Annotated in this window: 18 protein-coding genes; 10 read left to right on the forward strand and 8 right to left on the reverse strand. The window is 69.1% G+C overall.

What is annotated here, in order from left to right; translation table 11 throughout:
* Positions 1–4 precede the first annotated feature (4 nt).
* Positions 5–730 carry a nucleoside phosphorylase gene (locus tag C466_RS01560; protein WP_004597284.1) on the reverse strand — a complete coding sequence of 242 codons (726 nt, stop codon included), beginning with the start codon at positions 728–730 and terminating at the stop codon, positions 5–7.
* Positions 731–951: 221 nt separating this feature from the next.
* Here C466_RS01560 and C466_RS01565 point away from each other — a divergent pair, with 221 nt between their 5' ends.
* From C466_RS01565 to C466_RS01595, 7 genes are all read left to right on the forward strand, one after another.
* Positions 952–2,232, forward strand: coding sequence for a PQQ-like beta-propeller repeat protein (locus C466_RS01565; protein WP_004597283.1), 1,281 nt, complete (start codon positions 952–954; stop codon positions 2,230–2,232).
* Between the two features lie 236 nt (positions 2,233–2,468).
* Positions 2,469–2,663 carry a hypothetical protein gene (locus C466_RS01570; protein WP_004597282.1) on the forward strand — a complete coding sequence of 65 codons (195 nt, stop codon included), beginning with the start codon at positions 2,469–2,471 and terminating at the stop codon, positions 2,661–2,663.
* A gap of 97 nt (positions 2,664–2,760) precedes the next feature.
* Positions 2,761–4,239, forward strand: a complete 1,479-nt coding sequence (locus C466_RS01575) for a PKD domain-containing protein (RefSeq protein WP_239641171.1) — start codon at positions 2,761–2,763, stop codon at positions 4,237–4,239.
* A 118-nt stretch (positions 4,240–4,357) separates the two neighbouring features.
* A complete protein-coding gene (locus C466_RS01580; RefSeq protein ID WP_004597280.1) occupies positions 4,358–5,902 on the forward strand; it encodes a carboxypeptidase regulatory-like domain-containing protein in 1,545 nt (514 codons plus the stop codon).
* Between the two features lie 75 nt (positions 5,903–5,977).
* Positions 5,978–7,321: a hydroxymethylglutaryl-CoA synthase gene (gene hmgB / locus C466_RS01585; protein WP_004597279.1), complete on the forward strand. Its 1,344-nt coding sequence runs from the start codon at positions 5,978–5,980 to the stop codon at positions 7,319–7,321.
* Positions 7,322–7,455: 134 nt separating this feature from the next.
* Entirely contained in the window at positions 7,456–7,911 is a 456-nt protein-coding gene (locus C466_RS01590) for a 30S ribosomal protein S19e (RefSeq protein ID WP_004597278.1), read from the forward strand.
* A gap of 268 nt (positions 7,912–8,179) precedes the next feature.
* Positions 8,180–8,701: an MOSC domain-containing protein gene (locus C466_RS01595; RefSeq protein ID WP_004597277.1), complete on the forward strand. Its 522-nt coding sequence runs from the start codon at positions 8,180–8,182 to the stop codon at positions 8,699–8,701.
* A 60-nt stretch (positions 8,702–8,761) separates the two neighbouring features.
* Here the strand turns inward: C466_RS01595 and ppc are convergent, their stop codons facing one another.
* On the reverse strand, positions 8,762–11,464 hold the full coding sequence (gene ppc, locus C466_RS01600) for a phosphoenolpyruvate carboxylase (protein WP_004597276.1): 2,703 nt from the start codon (positions 11,462–11,464) through the stop codon (positions 8,762–8,764).
* Positions 11,465–11,540: 76 nt separating this feature from the next.
* Positions 11,541–11,705, reverse strand: coding sequence for a hypothetical protein (locus C466_RS16725; protein ID WP_160163046.1), 165 nt, complete (start codon positions 11,703–11,705; stop codon positions 11,541–11,543).
* A 31-nt stretch (positions 11,706–11,736) separates the two neighbouring features.
* Between C466_RS16725 and C466_RS01605 the strand changes: the two genes are divergently transcribed.
* Both C466_RS01605 and C466_RS01610 read left to right on the forward strand, forming a co-directional pair.
* Complete coding sequence (locus C466_RS01605; protein ID WP_004597275.1) at positions 11,737–12,576, forward strand: menaquinol-cytochrome c reductase; 840 nt, start codon at positions 11,737–11,739, stop codon at positions 12,574–12,576.
* Between the two features lie 95 nt (positions 12,577–12,671).
* Positions 12,672–13,085, forward strand: coding sequence for a hypothetical protein (locus tag C466_RS01610; RefSeq protein WP_004597274.1), 414 nt, complete (start codon positions 12,672–12,674; stop codon positions 13,083–13,085).
* Between the two features lie 60 nt (positions 13,086–13,145).
* On the opposite strand, the gene C466_RS01615 is transcribed toward C466_RS01610, so the two are convergent.
* The 4 genes from C466_RS01615 to C466_RS01630 form a co-directional block, all read right to left on the reverse strand.
* Positions 13,146–13,604, reverse strand: a complete 459-nt coding sequence (locus tag C466_RS01615; RefSeq protein ID WP_004597273.1) for a hypothetical protein — start codon at positions 13,602–13,604, stop codon at positions 13,146–13,148.
* Entirely contained in the window at positions 13,601–14,614 is a 1,014-nt protein-coding gene (locus C466_RS01620; protein WP_004597272.1) for a DUF7490 domain-containing protein, read from the reverse strand. The genes C466_RS01615 and C466_RS01620 overlap by 4 nt, the downstream gene beginning before the upstream one ends.
* Positions 14,615–14,683: 69 nt before the next feature.
* Complete coding sequence (locus tag C466_RS01625; protein WP_004597271.1) at positions 14,684–15,214, reverse strand: DUF5817 domain-containing protein; 531 nt, start codon at positions 15,212–15,214, stop codon at positions 14,684–14,686.
* 530 nt (positions 15,215–15,744) lie between these two features.
* Positions 15,745–16,596, reverse strand: a complete 852-nt coding sequence (locus tag C466_RS01630; RefSeq protein ID WP_004597270.1) for an inositol monophosphatase family protein — start codon at positions 16,594–16,596, stop codon at positions 15,745–15,747.
* A gap of 117 nt (positions 16,597–16,713) precedes the next feature.
* Between C466_RS01630 and C466_RS01635 the strand changes: the two genes are divergently transcribed.
* On the forward strand, positions 16,714–16,971 hold the full coding sequence (locus C466_RS01635; protein WP_004597269.1) for a hypothetical protein: 258 nt from the start codon (positions 16,714–16,716) through the stop codon (positions 16,969–16,971).
* Between the two features lie 118 nt (positions 16,972–17,089).
* On the opposite strand, the gene C466_RS01640 is transcribed toward C466_RS01635, so the two are convergent.
* Positions 17,090–17,806, reverse strand: a 717-nt coding sequence (locus tag C466_RS01640) for a LamG domain-containing protein (RefSeq protein WP_004599538.1), incomplete at its 5' end; no start/stop codon positions are given.

The raw sequence follows: 17,806 nt of genomic DNA on the forward strand, positions 1-17,806 counted from the left end.
CCGCCTACAGCGACGTGATCGCGTTCAGCGTGATCCGGATCGCGCGCTCGACGTTGTCCTTCGCCTTCGCCGGCAGTTCGTCATCGGAGTCCGCGCCCTTCTGTGACCCCGCGACGAGGTTGCCGTCGACGGTGCAGATGGCGCCCGCCGCGAGCCCCTTGCGCCGCGCGAGCGAGAAGACGGTCGCCGCCTCCATCTCGATCGCGAGCAGGTTCGCGTCGTTCCAGTCCTCCACGTACTCGTCGTCCTCGTTGTAGAACGCGTCGTCGGAGACGATCGGCCCGACGTGGATCTCCTCGTCGTTGTCCTCGGCCGCCCCGACCAGTCCCGTGAGTACGTCGTAGTCCGGGACGGCCGGGTAGTTCGGGGACTCGTAGCGCTTGCTCGTCCCCTCCTCCTTGGCCGCGCCCGTCGCGACGACCATGTCGCCGACCTCCATGTCGGGCTGGAGCGCCCCGCAGGTGCCACACCGGACGAACGTCTCGACGCCGACCCGCGAGAGCTCCTCGACGGCGATGGCCGCCGATGGGCAGCCGATCCCGGTCGAGCAGATCGTGAGGTCGGTCCCCTCGTAGCTCGCGTTCACGATCTTGTACTCGCGGTTCTGCGCGACGACCTCGCTGTCGTCACAGAGGTCCGCGATTCGGTCGACGCGGCCGGGGTCGCCCGGGATGACCGCGATCTCGTGGACGTCGCCCTCCTCGACCAGCAGGTGCGGCTGTTTCGCCATACGCGCGGCAACAGCCGCCGCGCGCAAAAACGGACCGGTCGGCGGGCGGGAAAAGCGCGCGACATGTCCGGAGACTCGCGAGACTGCGTCGACGACCCGAGCTACGGCCCCGGCGACCCTTTCGACGCCGTCCGTCCGCCCGCGGCGCGCTCCCGCCGACCGCTCCGGTCGTCGAGAACGTCCGATACACTCTTACAATATCCCTTCAGCAAAACGCCTGTATGAAGCCCTCCAAGACCAGCGGCACCGTAACCGACGATTCGTCGCGGAAGTGCGAGACGTCACGGACGACGGAGAACGCGGGACGGAGAGCGTTCCTGACGGCGACCGCCGCCGGCGTCAGCGTCGGCCTCGGCGGCTGCCTCGGTGACGGTGACCGCTCCTTCTCGTCCGCCCCTTCGGGCTCGTGGCGGCAGTACATGCGGGACGAAGGCAACACGGGAGCGACGGGAGCGACCGCTCCGCCGCGCGGGAACCTCGCTTGGACGTCGAACGCGTTCACGCGCTGGTCGCCGGTCGCCGCCGACGGAGCGGTCTATATCGGCAACGTCGACCCGAACCCGGGCCCGAAAATCGTCGGACTCGACGCGACGGACGGGTCCGAACGCTGGAGCGTCGACGTCGAGGAGGCGGACCACTACACGTCCGCCGTCGTCGGAGAGCTGTTGGTCGCCGCGTACGGAGACCGGGTCGTCGCGCTCGACCGCGAGTCGGGCGACCGGGAGTGGACCGACACGCTGTCCGGGACCGTGTCCCGAACCGAGGTGACTGCCGTCCCCGCTGAATCCCTCGTGCTGGTTCCCGAAGCCTCCGATCGAGGCGCCACCCTCAGGGCGTTCGACGCCGCGACGGGAGCGCGACGGTGGTCAGTTCCGCTCGCGGACCGCATCGTCGGCGCCCCGGCGGTCCGCGGTGACGAGGTCTTCGTCGCCTCGGAGTCGGCGCTGTATTGCCTCGACATCGCGGGCGGTGGCGAGGTCTGGAACCGGGGCGTCGAGAACGTCGCGCTCGGCCCGAGACCGACCGCCGACGGAATCGTCCTCGCCGCCGACGGGGACCTCGCCGTCCGCGACGGCGACGGCGGAGCGCATCTCCGGACGCTCGACGGCTACACCGACGAGGCCTACGGCGTGGCGCTCGCCGACGGAACCGCGTATTGGCTGACCGCCGAGGGCCTCGCAGCCGTCTCCGTCGAGGACGGTTCCGAGGAGTGGCGGCTCGACGCGCGGGGGTGTCAGGAGGGGCTCTGCGTCGGCCGTGACGCCGTCGTCGCCCCGGTCCAGTACGAGGAGTTCGATCTGGAGGTGGCGTGGCCCGCGGTCGCCGCGTTCGACCGCGAGACGGGCGACGTGCGCTGGTACTATCACCTCGACGGGTTCGACGTGACGTTCACCACGCCCCCGGTGCTCGTCGACGGAGCGGTCTACCTCGCCGCCAACACGTTCGATAGCCTCGGCGCGCTCGGGGACGTCCCGCCCGAGGAGGAGCCCGGACTCCTCTGACGCCCGAGCGCGCGCCGCGAAACTCGGACTTCTTCGAAGCTCCCGACAGGGGAGACCGGTCCCGGTACACGGCGAGTGTCGCACGCAGCGGAACGGTCGATCGAACGCGCAGACCAAATTTAATATCGCGATATGTGATTTACGCGCGCGCCGAGGCGCACGTCGTTCGCCCGCTTCACCGGCGTTCGCTCTCGGTGGACCGACCGCTTTATCGCCCGAAACCGCGAGGTTCGCGCATGGTCGACACGGACGCTTCGGCGGACCTCGCCTCGACGCTCGGCGCCCTCACGGTCTCGTTCCTTCTCGTCACGCTCGTCGCCGGGACGCTGCTCGGCTTCAACTGGACGCAGGCGGTGCTCCTCGGCGGGTTCGCCGGCGTCGTGGCCGTCGCGTCGGCGTGGCTGACGGACCGGCGGGCGGGCGGCGACTGAGCCGTCCCGTCTCCGGCCCTCCACCGCGCCCGCCCGAGTATCGCGACTGAGAGGTCGGACGGAGGATTTTATACCCGCTCGGCGACGATACCATACAATGCGATTCAGTCGCGACCGTCGGGGCCAGTCGGTCGTGGTCGGGACGGTGATCCTGTTCGGGTTCCTGATCTTAGCGCTCTCGCTGTATCAGGTACAGATCGTCCCGCAAGAGAACGCGGAGGTAGAGTTCCAGCATTTCGAAGAGGTTCGCAACGACCTCGTTGACCTCCGAGCCGGTATTCTGACTGCGGGGCAAGCCGACACTCCTCAATTCAAATCAGTCGAGTTGGGGACGAACTCCCCGACCCGTCTCTTTGCGATCAATCCGCCTCCACCGACCGGCACGCTTCAGACTAGCGACGCGTACAATGTGACTATCACGAACGGTACGGAGACGGTAACGATCCCGTCTCGGTTCCTCAGTTACACTCCCGGGTACAACGAGCTGTCCCGGACGCCGACGCGGTACGACGGTTCCGTCCTCTACCTCGACGGACGGGAACGGGGAGAGAACGTCGTGGTCATCGAGGAGCAGAGCCTCGTTGACGACGGGACGGTCCGTCTCACGGTGTTACAAAACGAGTACCGTCGCAGCGGGACGCAGCGGGCGACCGTCGAACTCTATCCGACCAACTCGACGTCCACCGACGGCATCCCGACCGGAGAAGTCAACATCACGATCCCGACCCGACTCAACGCCTCGACGTACTGGGACGGGGCGATAGGCGACGAGAGCGTGTACACCGGGGTCGAGGACGACCGCTACGCCGAGGGCGTTCACGGACTCACGCTTCGGGCAAACTCCGACGACACCCGCGTGAACACCGTCGGGATACAGGAGTCACCGAACGAGGGTCCGGTCAGGGAAAACGTCCGGTCGCCCTCGGCCGGGGATCCCGGTGACGACCCGACGCCCGACATCTCGATGCGCGTGGACGACCTCACCGACCGCAGGTCCAACAACCCAGATTTTTACGTCTCCTACGACTACGGCGGGCAGTTCGACGAGATAGAGGTCTCGGCCACGAGCACGGAGTCCACCGCGCGAGTCACGAGATCGCTGTCCAGCGGCCGCAACGGAACCTCCCTCTCGCCGACCTTCGGTGACGGCCAAGAGTTCGCCGTGACGGTCAGGGCGATTCGTGGCGGACAGACCGTCGCGCAGCGAACGATTTACACCTTCGCCGACACCCAGAACCCGATCGAAAACGACGACCTCTCGCGCTCCGACAGCGCGTCGATCGAGGACTACGTGATCGAAGACCAGTCGAACAAAAACGACGTGCGGTACCGGTTCAACTACGACGTCTCGCAGACCGGTTCCTTCTCCGAAGGGCGATTTTACGTCCTCAACCGAAACGGAAACGGGGCCTCCGGGTCGAGAAACACCACGGACCGAAGCGTCAACAATTTCCGGGTAGAGCCGGGAGACGGTACAAATACGCCGTACAAAGTGTCGATCCTCGTGCTCGACGCGAACGGCGTCGTCGTCGATAGCCGCACAGTCGACGACACCGCAGACGGGACCGACCCGTAACCGTTGCCCGGCCCTCCTGGCACCGGCTCCAGCTTCTGTCACAGTTATCACAGTTAATAGACGGGTGCGGACTGTAATGTACCACTCCGCGTAAGTCGGCACAGCCAGCGCTCTCACGATGTTCCAGACGACGCGCCGACGCGCTCAATCGAGCTCCACGGGGGCGATCCTCCTCGTAGCGGTGTTTCTCCTCGTGACTACCACGCTCGGAACCGCTCTCCTCGACGGGACGGCCACGGAGCCGCAGCCGACGATGTCCGCGGAGTTCGACGCCGAAGCAACCGATCTCCGGATTACTCACGTCGGCGGTGACGCGCTCTCCGACGACGAACTGGCGGCAGTCGTCAGGGCGAACGGGAGCGCCACTCGGCTCCCGTTCGCGCCGCCGTCGGGGGAGTTCGCACTCGGGGACAACCGGACGTTTTCGGACGCGCTCGTGGCCAACGCGTCGAACGACGTCCGTCTCTACCACGAGCCCTCGGGGACCGAAATCGAGCGAGCGACGCTGACGCCCCGGTCGGGTCCGACCGCCGAGACCGGTTCGATCGAAGGCGCGATCGTCGGCCCGGACGCGGCGTCGACGCGGGTCGCTTCCGGCGCCTCGCTGGCGGTTCGCCGCTCGGTCGTGCCGCTTCCCGGTGCGACCGTCGTCGTCGACGGTCCAGGCGGGGCCGCCGAAGCGACGACCGGACCCGGCGGCGCGTACCGGATCAACGGGCTCGAACCGGGCGAGTACGAGGTGTCGGCGACCGCACCGGGATTCGCCGTCTCGACGGCCGCGGCGGAGGTCGAGCGAAACGCGACGACGACAGTCGACCTCCGGCTCGATCCGCTGCGCCCCGCGGAGTTCGACGTCGAGATCGCTGGCGCCGACCGCCGCGTCGACGCCGGGGACCCGGTCACCCTCAACGCGACCGTCGAGAACGTCGGCGGCGAGAGCGGGACGCAGACGGTCGAACTTCGTGTCGGCGAAGAGCGAGTCGACTCGGTCGAGGTCGAGCTCGGGCGAGGCCAGCGCCGGACGGTCTCCCTGCGCTGGCAGACGCTCCCGACCGACGTCGGCGAGCGCACCCTGACCGTCGACGCCGGGGACGACGAGGCGACGACGACCGTCGAAGTCCTCGACGCCGCGACCGACGCAGTCGCGTACGTCGACCGCGACGGCGACGGCGAGCCGGACGAGACGTACACCGCGGTCGAACTCGCCTTCCTCGGCCCCGTCGACGGCCACCTCGTCGTGTTCGACGACGTCGGCGTCGACCTGCCGGTCGGGGCCGCGGCCGACCGCGTCACGGTTCGAGAGGGCGTCACGATACGGGCGGCCGCGGTCTCGTTCGAGGCCGCAGGCGACCTCTCCGTCGGGCGTGGCGCCTCGGTCGACACCTCCTCACAGGAGTTCTTCGGCGCCGACGCCGGGGACATCTCGCTTCGCGCGGGCGGCGACCTCTCCGTCCGCGACGCCGCCGTTACGGCCTCCGCGAGCGCCTGGTTCGGAGCCAGCGCGGGCGATATCGACCTGACCGCCGGCGGCGACGCCGACCTCCGCGACGGGGCGTTCGAGGCGGTCGGCGCGGGCTGGTTCGCCGGCGACGGTCGAATATCGGTCACGGCCGGCGGGACGGTTCAGACCGACGGGGCGTCCTTCGACCCCGAGCGGGAGTGAGCCACCGCGGATTCTTCCACGATCGACGTAATACTCATCGACAAAGCCATATGCCGTCCGTATGAACGACCGTGTATGACCGCAGTCGGGATCGACGGCATCGAGATCTGGACCGGGAAGCTCAAACTCGACCTGCCGGGCACGTTCGCGCCGGAGAAGGGCGACGACCCCGAGAAGTACACGAAGGGGCTCGGGCTCAACAACTCCTCGTTCCCCGACGTGTACGAGGACATCGTCACGATGGGCGCGAACGCCGCCAAGGGGCTGATGGACCGGAAGGGGCTCGAACCCGAGGATATCGGGCGGATCGACGTCGCCACCGAGTCGGCGTTCGACCACTCGAAGCCGGTGTCGACGTACATCGCGGGCTGCCTCGAACAGGTCTACGACGGCGACTTCACCCACGCGAACAAGGGCGAGCGCAAGTTCGCCTGTCTGGCGGGGACGCAGGCCATCGACGACGCGTACAACTGGATCCGAGCGGGCCGGAACCGCGACCGTCCGGCGATCGTCATCACCACGGACACGGCGCTGTACGCCCGCGGCGACCCGGGTGAGGCGACGCAGGGCGCCGGCGCCGTCGCGATGCTGATCGACGAGGACCCCTCGATCGTCGAGCTGTCGACAGATCAGGGGTACGGGTCGAAAGACGAGACGGACTTCCTCAAGCCGAATCAGCAGTTCCCCAGCGTCGACGGGAAGCGGTCGGTCCAGGTGTACCTCTCTCGGATGCGCGAGGCGCTGGAGGACTACGAGTCCGTCACCGACGACATCGAACTGGAGGACTTCGCGTACGCCCCGTTCCACACGCCGTTCCCCGGGATGGTCCGGAAGGCGGCGCTGTTGGCGTACCGGCACGTCATCCGCGACACGGCCCACGAGGACGCGCTCGCCGACGAGATCGGCCGCCAGCCCCGCGAGAGCGAGTACGAGGACCGGGAGGCGTACGAGGAGGCGATCCGCGGGTACATGGACGACCTGAAGACCACCGAGCAGTACCAGACGTGGTACGACACGGCGGTCGAGCCGACGCTCGGGCTCTCTCGCGAGGTCGGCAACTGGTACACCAGCTCCGTCCACATCGCCCGCGTGAGCGCCCTGCGAGACGCGCTGACCCGCGACCGCGAGTTCGTCGGCGACACGCTGCTCGTCGCCTCCTACGGCTCCGGCGCGCAGGCCGAGATCCACGCCGAGACGATCCGCGAGGGGTGGCGGGCGGAGATCGAGGGGCTCGACATCGACGACCAGCTCGACGCCCGCTACGACCTCACCTGGGACGAGTACGAGGACGTCCACGACGTCCACGAGTACGACATGGACGTCGAACGCGAGGTCGAGGAGTTCACCCAGCCCGACGGGGAGTTCGTCTTCACCGGCTGGGGCCGGATGAACGAGCGGAAGTACGAGTACGCCGAGTAGCACAGCGCCCCCGACGCTCGGCCTCGCTCCGATCCGCGAGTCGCCCGCAGCGGCCCGCAACCCCGTGAAAACGGCTCACACGGGCCGTACGCGATACGATGGTTTTAAACGACGCTGGCGTGAATCGACACCCAATGGTAACCATCTACGACGTGCCGGCCGACGACCTCATCGAGGCCGTCGCCGCGCGACTCGAGGACCGCATCGACGAGCCCGACTGGGTCGAGTTCGCAAAGACCGGCGCCGGCAAGGAGCTCCCGCCGGAGCAGGACGACTTCTGGTACGTCCGCTCCGCGAGCCTCCTGCGCAAGGTCGCCCAGAACGAGCCGATCGGCATCGAGCGGCTCGCGACCGAGTACGGCTCGAAGAAGCGCGGCTCGAACCGCTACGTCGTCCGTCCCGGCGAACACGAGGGCGGCTCCCGCAAGCTCATCCGCTCGTCGCTCCAGGCGCTCGAAGAAGAGGGGCTCGTCACCACCGCAAGCGGCGAGGGCCGCCGCGTCTCTGACGAGGGTGAGGCGTTCCTCTCTGAGGTCGCGACCGAGGTCTTCGAAGATCTCGACCGTCCGGAACTCGAACGCTACGCGTAGATCGCTGTTTTCTCGTTTTCCGACCGTACGAATCCGTTAGCGGCCGCCATACCACGTAAGACGGCCGTTCGACGGCAGCAGGGCGTATCCAGAGTTCTCCGTCCGTTTCGAAGATGTATCGTATGTTGCTATATCAAATGTTGTCGGCAAGGTCTCTGACCCTGTCTGACTCCGTCGCCGTCCGAGCGGAACCGGTCACCCCCGTCCCGCCAGCAGGTTCTTGCTCCCTCGGCGCGGAGTCCGGCGTGATTCCGAGCGTGATTCACGCATGACCGATTCGCAGACCGGCGCAGTCGAACAGATCCACGTCGCCTCGGGGACGGGGGGCGACCCGGAACCGCGAGCGGCCGTCGAGGCGGTCGCCGACCGGGGGCTTCGCGGCGACCGCTACTTCGACGGCGACGGGATCTACAACGAGCAGGCGGACTTGGAGCCGAGCGACGTGACGCTGATCGAGGCGGAGGCGCTCGCGGCCACGGCCGAGGAGTTCGGCGTCGACCTGACCGCGGGCGCCCATCGACGCAACCTCACGACGCGCGGCGTCGCCCTCGACGACCTCGTCGGCGAACGGTTCCGGGTGGGTGAGGCGGTGTTCGAGGGGCTCGGTCACTGCGAGCCCTGCGGCTACATGGCGGACCTCGCGGAGGAGGCGGACGCGGCGGTCGCGCTCGACGGCCGCGGCGGACTCGACGCTCGGATCGTCGAGTCCGGGACCGTCGAAGTCGGCGACGATGTGGTTTGGTTGCCTGCCGGCGACGGGGACGGAGAGCCTACCGGAGACGCAGACTGAAAGCCCGCCGGCGAGGCGGACAGGTGAAGGAGGACGGCGGGGGAACGGGCGGCGCGCTGACTATCCCGTGTTCTTCATCCCGGCGGCGATGCCGTTGACGGTGAGCCGCAGGGTGCGCTCCTCCTCGTCGGTGCGGTGGGTACGCCCGAGCAGGTTCGCCTGGAGGAGGTTCAGGGGGTCGACGTAGGGGTTCCGGCGGTCGAGGCTCTCTTCGAGCCACTCGCGGCGGAGCAGCTGGTCGCGGCCGCTGATCGCCAGGACCAGTTCGCGCCCGCGCTCATACTCGCCGACGAGCTCGGGGAAGAAGCGCTCGCGGAGGTCGTCGTCGGCCAGGTCGGCGTACTCGGCGGCGATCTCCGGCTCGGTGCGCGCGAGCGCCAGCGAGGCGTTGTCGAGCGTGGTCCGGAAGAACGGCCACTCGTCGAACATCTCGCGGAGCGTCTCCATGCCCTCCTCCTCGCCCACCTCGTCGAGGTAGGCGTCGATGCCGGAGGCGATCGCGTACCAGCCGGGGAGGATCAGCCGCGTCTGGGTCCACGAGAACACCCACGGGATCGCCCGCAGGTCCTCGACGCTGCGCTCGCCCGAGCGGGAGGCGGGCCGGGAGCCGAGGTTGAGGTCCTCGACGACGCTGATCGGCGTCGCCTGCTCGAAGTAGGAGACGAACCCGTCCGTGTTCAGCAGGTCGCGGTACGTCTCCCGCGCGGCGGGCGCCATGATCTCCATCGCCTCGACCCAGCGGTCGGGCACGTCCTCGACGGGCTCCTCGTTCGCCTCCTTCCGGGCGCGGATCTGCGCGTCGAGCATCTGCTCGAGTTCGCGCTCGGCGATACGGGGGTTGGCGTACTTCTCGGCGATCGCCTCGCCCTGCTCGGTGAACTTCACCTGGCCGGTGACGGTCTCGTTCGGCAGCGCGAGCAGCGCCTCGTTCATCGGGCCGCCGCCGCGCGAGATGGAGCCGCCGCGGCCGTGGAACAGCCGGAGGGTGACGTCCTCTTCGCGGCAGAACCGGGCGATCCGGCGCTGGTTCTCGTAGAGGTCCCAGTTCGCCGCGAGGAACCCGTTCTCCTTGTTGGAGTCGGAGTAGCCGAGCATGACCTCCTGGACCTCGCCGCGGGCCTCCAGCGCGGTCGCGTACGCCTCGTTCTCGAAGAGGGTGCCGAGGATGCGCTCGGCGCCGTTGAGCGCGGACTCGGTCTCGAGGAGGGGCACCACGTCGACCGCGCAGTGGTCGGGCAGGGTGACGACGCCGACCTGATCGGACAAGAAGAGCACCTCCAGCACGTGGCTGGGCTCCTCCGTCATCGAGATGCAGTAGGTGTCGATCGCCTGCTGGCCGTACTCCTCCTGCCACTCCGCGAACGACTGGAACCGTTCGAGGACGCGCTCGGTGGTCTCCGAAACGTCGCCGGGCTCGTCGACGTCGACGACCGGCTCGTCTTGGAGGATCGCCTCGGTGAGGAAGTCGACGCGCTCCGACTCGTCCATCCCCTCGTAGTCGACGCCCTCGACCGCGACCGCCTCGGCGACGGCCTCGGTGTGGTTCTCGCGGTGGTCGCGGAGGTCGAGCGACGCCAGCGTGAGCCCGAACGTGTCCACCTGTCGGCGGAACGGCTCGACGAAGGATTCGAGAACCGACTCCTGGCCGTCCTCGCGCAGCGACTCGGCGATGACGTCGAGGTCGTCGAGGAAGGCGTCGCCGTCGGGGTACTCGCCCGGGCGCACGTCGTTGACGCGGTCGAGCCGCTCGCGCATCAGCCGGAGCTTCTGGCGGTACGGCTCGTCGGGGTAGCGCTCGCGCGCCTCCTCGACGACGGTCGGGAACCGCTCGGCGTCGGCCGCGAGCGACCGCGCCAGCGCGTCGCCGTCGGCGTACCGGTCGCCGTCCTGGCTCAGCACGGCCGAGAGCCGCTTACACCGGTCGCGGTACTTCTCGACGGCGACCTCGCGCTGGCGTTCGAGCGTCTCGTCGGTCACCTCGGGGGTGACGAACGGGTTGCCGTCGCGGTCGGAGCCGGCCCACGATCGGAACTCGAAGAGCTTCGGGCAGTCGACGTCGTCGTACTCCTTCGAGATGGTCTCCTCGAACTCCTCGTAGGCGTCGCCGACGACGTCGAAGAGGGTGTTCTCGAGGTACCACTGGACGTTTCGCGCCTCGTCTTCCGGCTCGGGCGCCCGCTGGCGGACCTGGCGGGTGCCCCACAGGCTGGTCACCTCGGCGGTGACGTCGCGCCAGACGGCGCGCCGCTCGCGGTCGGTGAGGTTGCGCTCGTCGAGCTCCCCGAGGTGGTTCGCGATGGAGCGGAGCTTCGACTTCACCGTCGAGCGCCGGGCCTCCGTCGGGTGCGCGGTGAACGTCGGCTCGATGAGCACGTCGGCGAGCAGCTCCTCCAGCTCGTCGGCGTCGACGCCGGCCTCGGCGAACTCGGCGATCGTCGCGTCGAAGGAGTCGTGGAGGGCCGTCCCGTCGTCGGCGTTCCGGACCGCGCGGACGCGCTCGCGCTCCTCGGCGAGGTTGATCAGCTCGAAGTAGGTCGTGAACGCGCGGGCGACGACCTCTTCGCGGGTCGTCGAGAGGTCGTCGACCGCCGCGTGGAGGGCCGCCCGGTCCGCGGCGTCGCCCCGTCGGTAGTCGATCGCCGCGTTCCGTAGCGTCTCGACCGTCTCGTACGCCTCGGTCGAGGCCTGCGCGGCCAGGACGTCTCCCACCAGCGCCCCGAGTTCTCGAACGTCCGTCCGCACGTCCCGATTGTGCAACTTCATACCACACACACTGCGGTCGCGGTCGGTTAAAACCGCGGTCTGAACGAAGGTTTGCCTCGGTTCCGAGTTAATTCGGTCACGAACGTTCCTGTTCGTTGGCCGCCGTCGAGGCGTCCGCGGCGCCGGCGACCTTGGGAACGTCGTCGCCCACGCTCCTCGAAACGTCGGCGGCGACCCCGTTCGGATCGGCGGCGACGAACGGCGACGGCGTCGATTCTCGCCCCGGTGGAGGGTTCGTCACCCTTTTTACCGATCCAACCGCAGATGCGTGTATGAGTGCGTCCGACAAGTATCCGTCTGAATCCGGGCGGCGACGCTTCGTGAAGGGCGTCGTCGGCGGCGCGGCCCTCGCGGGGGTCGGCGCGATGGGGTCGGCGACCGTGAACACCCTGACGACCGCCGGCGGGGTCGGCGGCGGGTCGACGATCGCGAAGACGATCGCGCACACCGGCGGCCCGGCGCCCCGCGGGCTCCCGCAGATCCCGGTTCAGGTCACCGACGAGGGGTACATCGAGGGGATCTGGCCCGAGACGACCACCGTCACCCAGGAGGGACAGGAGATCGAGGTCGCCCAGCAGGATCTCGGCGGGGAGACCTACACCGGCGCGTGGTTCCAGTACTGCGGCGTCGAGTCCCAGGAGAACGTCCAGCCGAACTTCGAGTCGGACAACCTGTTCCGCGCCGCGAGCGGTCCGCCGTACGACTGGCAGTCGAACACCTACTCGGGCGGCGACCGGATCCACATCGACGACTTCGACGACTACACCGAGTGGGGCAACGGGATCGGAAGCGACGGCGTCGGCAAGCCGGCGTCGGTCACGTGGCGCTCCGAGGACGCCGAGACGAACCTCAACGCGGTCGTGATCCGCTCGCCCCAGATCGAGGAGGCGGCTCAGAACAACGAGTGGCTGCAGGCGTCGACCGACCAGGGGTTCATGGCGTACCTCAACGTCTGCACGCACTTCTGTTGTATTCCGGGCTACAAGGAGTTAGGGGAGTCCGCCCGCTACGACGCCGCCGACGGGACCTACTGCGTCTGCCACCAGTCGACGTACGACCCGTTCACCATCGAGGACGCGCTGTTCATCGCCCGGCCTCGCCCGGAAGAGTAACGCGTCCGTCGCGGTTCCATCCTTTCTCTCCGCTTTCCGATCCGCAGTCGTCGGTCCCCGCCGCGCTTTTCACGCCGCTCGCCCGAGACGAGGGCATGAGCGACGACGACCCCGCAGACGCCGACGCGCCCGCCGGAGCGGATCGCTCCGAGACCGCCGACGACTCGACTGGCACCGTCGACTCCGCTGACGCCGCCGAGAGCGCGTCCGCCGCCGACGACTTCGAGACGGAGCTCGCTCGCGCCCGCGACCTCCTCGACGGCGACGACATCGACGCGGTCCACGTCGGCGTCGTCCGCGACGGCGAGGTCGACACCACGTTCGCCCAGCGCACCGACGGCGACGCCGAGGGTGCGGGGCTCCGCGCGCTCGCGCTGCTCGCCGCGCACGTCAGGCTGGTCGCGGGCGAGGCGGGCGTCGAGCCCTCCACCGTCGCCGGCGACGCCGCGACGCTCGCGGGACAGGTGGAACAGATCCCGGCCAGCACCGACCAGATCCCCGACGAGTAGCTCGGTCACCGCGTCCCGCCGAATGCCCCGGTTGCGCGCTCGGTCGAGCCCGTTCGCCCGTCAGGACTCGCTCGCCCGGATCCGACGGAGCTGGTGGGTCACGCCCGCGAGCGCGACCAGCAGGACCGCGAGGTTGAAGACGGCGAGCGCCACGGACTGGTAGGCCGGATCGAACCACGTGCGGATCGCGTTGCCGGACTGGCTGTAGAACCCCCAGCCGGCGACGACCGCGAGCAGCGACAGCGCGGCCAGCCCGACGCGGTCGAGCAGGCCGCGGAGGTCGTCGGTCGAGAGGCGGTCGAAGCCGGAGGCGTCGACCGGCTCCGTCCATCCGTTCGCGTCGGTGTCCTCGGCGTCCGTCGCCGTGCGGTCGGTCGCGTCGGTGTCGTCTGTCATTGGCTGTGGTGGGTGGCGGGTGTGGTCGGTGTCGGTCGTTCGGTCGGTGGTCGTTCGGTCCGTCGCCGGTTCGTCGGGGTCCGGTTCGTCGGTCGGTCCGTCGCGCGACGGGTCGTCCGTCATCGTCGCCTCCGCGCGGTCAGGGCCGCGACGACGAGCGCGACGAGCGCGACGAGCGGGCCGAAGCCGGGCGTCGAGCCGCCGGTGGCGCCGTCCGTCGGCGCGCGGTCGGAGCCGTCACCGCCCTCGCCGCCGGCGTCGTCGCGCTCGAAGTCCTCGACGGAGAACGCCACGTCGCGGACGGTCTCGTTGGCGGTGATGGTCTCCCGCGGGTTCAGGTTCGCGACGCCCTGCGTCTCGTCGACGAGCACGTCGTCGTCGAACAGCGCGGCGTCAACGTAGTAGTTGTAGCCGGCCGGCACCTCGACGGTCGCCGTCACGGTGTCGGTGCGGCCGGGGCGGACGGTGCCGACCGTCTCCGCCGCCTCCGCGGCGATAACGTTCGACTCCGCCTGCCGGAGGTAGAGGCGGAGGTCGACGTCCTCGCTGGCCTCGTCGCCGCGGTTCGTCACCGAGACCGACGCCGACAGCGTCGCGGTCTCGTTGTCGGCCTCGACGACGCTCACCGCGACGGTCGGCCAGACCGTCCCGTCGGTGAACCCGACCTGCGTGTCCGCGTAGTCGGGGGTGAGCGCCGCGACGCCGGCGACGCGCGTGGTCTGCTCCTGGCGGCGCTGGCCGTCCGCGAAGACGACCGTCTCGATGCGGTAGCCGCCTTCGCGTTCGACGGTCACGGTGCCGTTGACGGTGCGCTCGCCCTCGAAGTCGACGTCGCCGACCTCGACGGTCGTCTCGTCGACGAGCAGGCCGGACTCGGCGCCGATAGCGCGGTGGCGGACGGTGACGTTCTCGACGGTCCCGCCGCGGTGGCGGAGGTCGGTGCCGAGCCGGAGTTCGGCGGTCTCGCCGCGCACGTCGCCGGGGGCGACGGTCGCGCCGGCGACGTCGATCCGCCCGGGGGGCTCGTCCGTCGCTCGGGGGTCGCTGATGGCGCCGGGCGCGGCGACGGCGCCGACCGCGCTCGCGACGAGGAGGGCGGCGGCCGCCGCCAGGAGGGCCGTGCGGGTGTCCATGTGCGACCCGTCACGAGCGTAATATAAGTGCTTTGTCCAGTCGCCGGTCCGCGACGCGCGAAATCGGGGTTAGAGGACGCGATACCGGCCGTTCGACTCGGTGACCTCGCCGCGGCGCGCGAGGCGGGTCAGGATCTCGCGGGCCGCTTCCACGGGGACGCCGTCCTCCGCGGCGCGCTCCACGACCGCCGACTCGGTGGGGTCGTCGACGGCGTCGACCGCGTCGCGAACGACCTCGGTTCGGCTCCGGGAGCCGCCTCCGCCCCCCTCCGCGCGCTCGCCGGCCTCGTCGACCGCATCTGCGTCGAGCCCCGACGCTTCGAGGTACTCGCGGTCGGCGATGCCGGCGTCTTCGACGGCCGCTTCGAGGTCGGCGACGTGGTCGACCTCCGCGAACGCGGCGCTGTCGCCGCGCTTCTTCGCGAGCAGGGCCGACCGCGCCTCCCGCGCCGCCGCGCGGTCCTCGGACTCGAAGAAGCGCTTGAGCTTCGCGGTCCGATGGGTCTTGCCGCACCGCGAGCACTGCGCCGTCTCGCTCGTCTCCGGGTCCGTCACCAGCCACATGTTGGCGCACTCGTTGCAGCCGACGACCGCGTACATACGAGGGGATTCGCCGGCCCCGAATTTGAACCCTCGGCTCCGAGACTTGACCGCACTCTCGCCACCGCAGACGATGCGGTGGCGCGTGCCTCCGAGTGGCCGCCGGAGGCGGCCGCGAGGAGCACGCGCGAGGGAGTCGCTGGCGGCCGGAGCGAAGCGAAGGCCGCCAGCGACGAGGCTGGGGAGGCGTGAGGCTGCGGTTGCGGTGCGGGGCGGGACTCAAAGGGGCAGCCGCGAGGACGAAGCACGACGACGCAAGCACCGCAAGGAGCGAGCGGAGCGAGCGACTGAGGAGCACAGCGAGTCGCGCGAGTCCTCGCGGCTGGGGCTTTGGAGGTATTCACCGCCGATCCGCTACCAGTCATTTATAAACGAGCGGCTGGGGCTTTGGAGGCGTTCGTCGTCGATCTACAGTCGGCTATTTATAAGCGAGCGGCTGGGGCTTTGGCGGTGTTCTGCCGAGAGTGATCCGCGGTCTCGCCTCATTAACCGCCGACCGAGAATCGACTGGAAACCACTTCCTATCCCACTTACCCGTCTGATTCGATCTCCTTGGCGGCTGCCAGCACCTCCTCGTGAAGGGCGCCGTTCGAGGCGACCACGCCCTTCGAGTCGTGCCGCCACCGGTCTCCCTCCAAGTCCGTCACGCGCCCGCCGGCCTGCCGAATGACGAAGACCCCCGCGACCGTGTCCCACGGGTTCGCCGCGACGTTCGTGATCGTCCCCTCCAGCCCGCCGGCCGCGACGGTCGGGAGCACCACCTGCGCGGCGCCGAGGCGGCGCATGTCGCCGAAGCGCGTCACGATCGCCTCGCACGCGCGGGCGTACTCGTCGCGGGCGTCGTACGCCCACCAGATCGTCGGGTCGACGGCGGCCTTGCGGGGCTCGCTCACGTCGCTCACCGCGATCGGCTCGCCGTTGCGGTACGCGCCCGTGGCGTCGGCGGTGTACGTGTCGCCGAGCGCGGGCGCGACGATCGCGGCTGCGACGGGCTCGCCGTCGACGACGGCCGCGACAGCGGTGGCCCACACGCGGATGTCGCGGACGTAGTTGTTCGTCCCGTCGATGGGGTCGATCACCCATGCGGGGCCCGCGTCGGGGACGGTCTTGCGCTCGTCCTCCTCCTCGCCGACGACCGCGTCGTCCGGGAACGACTCGCGGATCGACTCGATGACGGCGCGCTGGGCCGCGCGGTCGGCCTCCGTCACCACGTCGTCTTCGCCCTTCGTCTCCACCGCGATGTCGCTCCGGAAGTGCTCGTGGGCGACCGCGGCGCCCGCCTCCGCGGCGCGCTTCGCGACCGCGGCGCGCTCGGCGACGTCGTCCGCGCGCTCCGCGACGGGGGGCACGGCCTCGTCGCCGCGCTCGGCTTCGTCGGTCATGGCCCCAGTCGACGCCCCCGACGCGTATAAACGTCGGTTCGGCGCGGGCGACACCGCGGAATTAACTCAGTTCCGAATCCGAGTAGCTTTAAGTGGATCGGCCTCGGTGGATCGCGTATGGAACCAGAGGAAGCGGTCCGTCAGCTCGAGTACACCATCGACGCCTCGCTCGACGAGATCGGTCAGCGCGCCGCCGCCGGCTACCGGCCCACCTTCGAGCGCGTGGCCGAGCGCGCGGACGGGGCCGCGGTGTACGACCTCGCGGGCGAGCTCTGCCAGGACGTCGTCGACGGCTCCTGTCCCTCGCCGGCGGAGGCGAACGCGGTCGCCGAGCGCGTGCTCGACGACTGGGCGTACACTGACGGCGGGGAGTAAGGGACTTCCTGAGTCTACGTCACCCGAAACGGCCGCATTCGATCGCCGTTCGAAGACCGCGTTTCGGCCGGAGACGAACTGCTCGATATCTTGTTCGACTGCGAGTATCTGCGCTGCGTTACTCTGCGGTATCGGCTAAGTCCCCAATCTCCGTCTCGCTGAGAACGCGATCGTAGATGCGGAGATCGCCGACGTCACCGTCGAGGGGACGATCTTGACCGGGTTCCAGCCCGACTCTCGTCTCGGCCGATCCGGTGTACGGAGCGCCGTCGATCTGCGTATCTGCTTTTTCGCTGCCATCGACGTAGAGTTTCACCCGTTCATCTGCTGCGACAGTCATCGCGATATGGTGCCATTCGCCGTCAACGTAGTCACTACCAGAGGTGACAGTCGGACGGTCTCCGCCGGACCCGGATGTTCGCCCGGTAATAACATCCGCACCGAAGTACGCATCATTGTCGTCGAACCAGAGGACAAAGGTTCGGTTTCCGACTGGGTTGCTGGCACTCTGTCGCGCGACGATCGTCCGGAGACCGTGGTTGTCGTCGGCCGCTCTCGCCCACGCCGAGACCGTGAAGTTCTCGAAGGCGAAATCCGAGTCGCTTCCGACGCTGACGTAATCTTCGGACCCGGATGGGAAGTTCGCGCCGCCGCGCTCACCCGAAACGGTCGTGACATCACCGGTGACTGACCCGTCGTTCGTTCCCACCGCGTCGACGGCGGTTGCGCTCTCGACGTCGTCGAGCGGCCAGTAGCTCACGAGCCCGTCGGCCGGTCCGTCCACCGTGGTCCCACCTCCACCGACGACGTCTCCGGCCGCCGGATTGTTCACGTC

Source organism: Halorubrum distributum JCM 10118 (genome assembly GCF_000337335.1).
Classification (GTDB): Archaea; Halobacteriota; Halobacteria; order Halobacteriales; family Haloferacaceae; genus Halorubrum; species Halorubrum distributum.